The 2,936-nt window shown below is 56.7% G+C and carries 3 protein-coding genes and 1 pseudogene; 2 read left to right on the forward strand and 2 right to left on the reverse strand.

The genetic code is table 11. The features are described 5' to 3' along the window. Positions 1-190, reverse strand: a 190-nt coding sequence (locus BAUR9175_RS18970; protein WP_135810593.1) for a transposase, incomplete at its 3' end; no start/stop codon positions are given. Between the two features lie 72 nt (positions 191-262). Here BAUR9175_RS18970 and BAUR9175_RS18975 point away from each other — a divergent pair. Both BAUR9175_RS18975 and BAUR9175_RS18980 read left to right on the forward strand, forming a co-directional pair. After that, positions 263-1,198, forward strand: a complete 936-nt coding sequence (locus BAUR9175_RS18975) for a matrixin family metalloprotease (protein WP_101556112.1) — start codon at positions 263-265, stop codon at positions 1,196-1,198. A gap of 8 nt (positions 1,199-1,206) precedes the next feature. Then, positions 1,207-1,653: a hypothetical protein gene (locus BAUR9175_RS18980; protein WP_114355012.1), complete on the forward strand. Its 447-nt coding sequence runs from the start codon at positions 1,207-1,209 to the stop codon at positions 1,651-1,653. A 398-nt stretch (positions 1,654-2,051) separates the two neighbouring features. Here the strand turns inward: BAUR9175_RS18980 and BAUR9175_RS18990 are convergent. Further along, positions 2,052-2,807: pseudogene (locus BAUR9175_RS18990) on the reverse strand (IS1634 family transposase); the annotation flags it as partial. Between the last annotated feature and the right edge of the window lie 129 nt (positions 2,808-2,936).

Genomic DNA, 2,936 nt, shown 5'->3' on the forward strand with positions numbered 1-2,936 from the left:
ACGGCCCGAAATGCTCGCGCGGCAGGTCACGCCAGGCGATGCCAGCGCGGTAGCGGTAGACGATTCCTTCGACGATTCGCCGGTTGTTCTCAAACGGTCGGGCTCTTTTGCCGACGTTTGAGGGCAGGAGTGGTTCGATCTTCTCCCACTGCTCATCAGTGAAGACTCGGTGTCGTTGCTGTGTAGTCACGTCTCCACCGTGCCAGTCCTGGAATGGTCAATAAAGGAGACACGCCCTAGTCGTGTAATAGCAACATCCGTCTTGACGCTCTCCACGCTTCTGCTTGCAACCGCGATCCCTCAGGCCGCACAGGCGGATCCTGCCGACGATTGCACAGGCGCGATCGATGCAGCAGAACTCGCTGACTCAACTTGCGCGCAAGAAGGAGACGTCCTGCTCCTTGACGATGGCCGAGAGATGACAATTCCAGCGCTGGGAGAAACTGTCGAGTCCAGCGTGGTTTCAGTCGAAGGCGAACCGGAGACACCTGATGCCTCAGTCTCGAACAACACCAAGGGAATCGTGGTCGACATCGGCGGCGAATGGTCCGGTAATCGAGCGGCCGTGACCATGCAGAAGCAAATCGAAGCGGAAAAAGCTGAAACCATCGCACCAGACGGTGTGAGTATCCAGGCTAGCTGCTCGAGCAGCGCATATAAGCTCAACGGGTGGAGGCAGCCAGCTACCTTCAATTGGTACTACAACTCAAAGAATGCCAAAGCATCGAGCCTTGCAGCGTTTAAGGCTGGCGCGAAGACGTGGACGGGGACCATCAAGCGCTGCGGGAAGACGATCAACTCAGGTGCGAAACAGTCATATGTTGACGGAACGTCGAAAACGCCGGCGGTGACGGCAAAGAACGGCTGCGGAAAGCGTGACTCGAGAAACGTTGTCGGTTGGGGTTCGGCGACTTCCAGTAATCTCGCAACGACCTGCACGTGGTCAAACAATTTCGGTGATGCACTTGAATCTGACCAACGCTACTCCACGAAAAAGGCATGGTCGGCAGCGAGCAAATGCTCGGGCAGCAAGTTTGACGTTCGCGGAGTCGCCACCCATGAGTTCGGACATACCTTCGGCCTCGGCCACGTTGCGATGTCGACTAAACAGGTAATGAAGCCTCAATCGAATACATGTGAAACTTCGCAGCGCACCCTTGGCAAGGGTGATGTAGCTGGAATCAATCTCATCTACTAGGAGCACCTGTGAAGCATGTTTTTACTCGAACTGCGGTGGTTCTCTCTGCGGTACTGACACTAGGCTTCACGGTTGCCTGCAGCTCTGAGCCGGAGGGAGGCCAGGTGGTTTCGTGCGGGGCATATGCACAAGATCCTGATGTTGAAGCTTTAATCGATGAGTCAGTTGCAGTCATCGTCGGGGACCTCAATGAGGCCGGTGAGAGTTCGGCAGAAACTCACGTAAAGGATGTTTTCAAGGGAACGATAAACCCAGGTGACACGATCACTTTCTCGTGGGACAACGCTTGCGGAAGCCCAACGGACTTTCTCACCGCACCCCCCGAGGACAAGGAAGAATTCGTATATTTCCTCGGTATGCAGGGAGAGCAGTACACGCTCGTAGACGGCGCTTACGGCATGTTTAATGCATCCGATGCTCTACTCGGTGAAGTCTCTACCGCAACTCGCAAGTGAGCACGAGTCTATAAACATCCCGTCCGTGTCGACGATGCGGAGGGGGCCGCCAACAAGGACGAAGCAGCTAACGATGGATGTCTATCGGGTATGCGAGCTCACAAATCTGCTAAACGGTTGGCTGCGTTCGCTGACAGATCTGTCCAGCCCAGCACCGCTTTGACTCTTGCCTAGTACTACTAAGACCTACCATTTGGTGTGCGGGTGAGGCGAATACCGAACTTCACCACCGCGGCGCCGACAAACCCAACTACACCCAGGACCGTCGCAATGACACCAACCCCCACCAATGCATCCTGCGCAGGACTGATTTGCAGAGTTGTACCATCAACGAGAGCGATGAACCCCGAGATAGCGATACCGACCACAGCGGCACATGTGACCTGACTTGCACAGTTTTAGTGTCCCGCCCCAGGCCCAGAGTTTTCGACATTGCTGACGAGCTCTGCGGCTTGCGGAGGGACATCCGGTGGGAACACGAGTTCGTGCCCATCGATCTCGCCCACGAACTCACGCAACGGCCGCAACGTGGTAATGATCTTCTGCAACGACAACCCTGTCGCTTCCTGCATGAACCTCGCGACCGCCAAAGCAGTGAACACCACCGTCAGGTGCGCCTCGATCGCGTCTCGCGTGCGATGGAAGATCGGGCGGGCCCGGAGAGCTGTCTTCGACATCCGAAAAGACTGCTCGACATGCCATAGATCGTGATAGGAACCGACAACCTCGCGGGCGGTCATGACTCTTCTTTCGATGTTGGTGACGTAGCCTTTCCACCCGGCCAGGCCCACCGCTTTGTCGTAGCTGGACTCGTCGAAGACCTTCTGCGATCCCTTGATTTTCACGAACCGTGCGGCCTTCGGTTTCGATTCCCCGTCGATGATCCTCATCGCCCGATTCCGTTGTAGATTCAGTGTCTCTCTGTCCCGCACGGCGCGTTTGCGCCGGTATTGCCACACTGCCCGCCACGCCTTCGGATGCTTAACCGGTGACCACACGGGCTCAGCACGAGTCAGCGTCCGGTTCTTGTCCAACCCGACTGTGGTCCTTGGCGTCAGCGTATCGACGAGCTGCCCATCATCAGTGTTTGTCCCGTTCCAGGTGAAGAACGTCGCCAGATCATTCGGTGCCTTCGTCTGCCGCGACCCGACGATGATGAATATCCGTCTTGTTGGGGGCCGTCAATCGTGAGCTCGGGGGCCAGTTGCTTGGTCGCGTGATCGTGGGCGTCGGGACCATCTATGGCGTGTGCGGGGGCCACGAACTATAAGCTCCTTTCACCG

This window comes from Brevibacterium aurantiacum (genome assembly GCF_900169065.1).
GTDB classification, from domain to species: Bacteria; Actinomycetota; Actinomycetes; order Actinomycetales; family Brevibacteriaceae; genus Brevibacterium; species Brevibacterium aurantiacum.